The sequence below is a fragment of the Nonomuraea candida genome (assembly GCF_000725485.1).
GTDB lineage: Bacteria > Actinomycetota > Actinomycetes > Streptosporangiales > Streptosporangiaceae > Nonomuraea > Nonomuraea candida.
The window spans coordinates 1-1,319 of record NZ_JOAG01000129.1 but is presented as its reverse complement, the minus strand read 5'-3'; the positions used below and the strand labels follow the sequence as shown (position 1 = coordinate 1,319).

Sequence of the window (1,319 nt, the reverse complement as noted above, 5' to 3'; positions counted from 1 at the left end):
GGGGGCTCACCCCGGAGTGTGGACACCGGGCGTTATGCGGCGAGCAGTACCTTATCGGTGGTCTGCTGCTCGTAGTCGATGGGGCTGAGGTAGCCGAGTGTGGAGTGCCTCCTGCGGGTGTTGTAGCGGGTGATCCACTTGAAGACGGCCAAGCGGGCCTCACGCGCCGAGGACCAGCTCTTGGCACCCTGCAGCGTCTCGCGTTTCAACGTGGCGTTGAAGGCCTCTGCCGCAGCGTTGTCGGCGCTGGACCCGACGGCTCCCTTGGACTGGCGCACGCCGAGCTCGGCGCACACGGCGGCGAACTCGGCCGAGGTGTACTGCGCCCCATGATCGGCATGGAAGATCGCGCCGTCCAGGCTGCCCCGCGTCGCAGCGGCCGCGCGCAGCGCATCGGTCACCAGCTCGGTGCGCATGTGATCGGCGATCGACCAGCCCGCCAGCCGGCGTGAGCCCAAGTCCAGCACGGTGGCCAGGTAGAGGAACTGCCCGTCACCGATGGGCAGGTAGGTGATGTCGCCGACGTAACGCTGGTTCGGCGCGGGAGCAGTGAAGTCCCGGCGGATCAGGTCGGGCACCTGGCGATGGGACGGCTCGGGCACCGTGGTGCGTACCTTCTTGCGCAGGTGCAGCCCGACGATGCCGGCACGCCGCATCACCCGCGCCACTCGCTTGTGGTTAACCATGTGACCCCGGGCCTGCAGCTCGGCGGTGACGCGCGGACTGCCGTAGGTGCCGTCGAACTCACCATGAATCTGCCGGATCTCCGCGGCGAGTGCCGCATCGCCCGCGGCCCGCTCCGCCCGGGCCGGCGCCGCCTTGCGCCACCGGTAGAACCCCGAGCGCGACACCTTCAACACCCGGCACAGCCGCTTGACGCCAAAGGCGTCGCGATGGTCGTCAACGAACGCGAAGCGGCTCACCAGTTCGTCTCTCCCGCGAAATATTTGGCCGCCCGGCGCAGGATGTCGCGCTCCAGCTCCAGCTCCCGGACCCGGGCCCTGAGCTGCTTGTTCTCCTCTTCCAGCACGTCGTCGGACGATAGCGGGCCCCGCACCGGCTTCTTCGCCGGGCCCCGCGCCTTGGCGCCCGCGCTGCCATCCGCCTGCGCCTGACGCACCCAGTTCCGCAGCGTCTCCCGGCTGATCCCCAGATCCTCGGCCACCGAGGCCAGCGTCCGTCCCGGATCGGACAGGTACAACGCGACGGCGTCCGCCTTGAACTCCGGCGGATACGACTTCATCGCCACGTGGAACTCCTTGTCTCCGGATCTCCATCATCCGGTACTCAAGGTGTCCACACATCGGGGGCAGGGCCCG

The 1,319-nt window shown here is 68.8% G+C and carries 1 protein-coding gene; it reads right to left on the bottom strand.

Annotation, left to right across the window (positions count from 1 at the left end; translation table 11 throughout):
* Window positions 1-32: 32 nt before the first annotated feature.
* A protein-coding gene (locus IO39_RS43345) for an IS3 family transposase (protein WP_439331504.1) occupies window positions 33-1,249 on the bottom strand; the annotation gives its coding sequence in 2 pieces (ribosomal slippage) (window positions 33-937 and window positions 937-1,249; 1,218 coding nt in all).
* Window positions 1,250-1,319 lie beyond the last annotated feature (70 nt).